We start from the raw sequence: 238 nt of genomic DNA on the forward strand, positions 1-238 counted from the left end.
CTACCACGCCGCTAGCCATGGTCTTAGATACCTTGGATTTGCCGGCAAGCTCGTACTATTACACAGCTAAACGCCTAGAGCGGCCTGACAAGCATGCTCGCTTGCGTGAGTTGATCGCTCAGATCGCGCGCGAGGGCTTGTATACGTATGGGTATCGGCGTATCCGTTTAGCGCTTAGAAAGCTTGGGTATGTGGTCTCGGAGAAAGTCATCCAGCGCTTGATGCGGGAAGAGGAAAT

At 53.4% G+C, this 238-nt stretch carries 1 protein-coding gene; it reads left to right on the plus strand.

Going from position 1 to position 238, the window contains the following annotated elements:
- Nucleotides 1-17 precede the first annotated feature (17 nt).
- Nucleotides 18-238: IS3 family transposase (locus tag QP381_RS09910; RefSeq protein WP_442953424.1), on the plus strand; the 221-nt coding region annotated here is incomplete at its 3' end.

This window comes from Pauljensenia sp. UMB6358, assembly GCF_030216865.1.
GTDB classification, from domain to species: Bacteria; Actinomycetota; Actinomycetes; order Actinomycetales; family Actinomycetaceae; genus Pauljensenia; species Pauljensenia turicensis_A.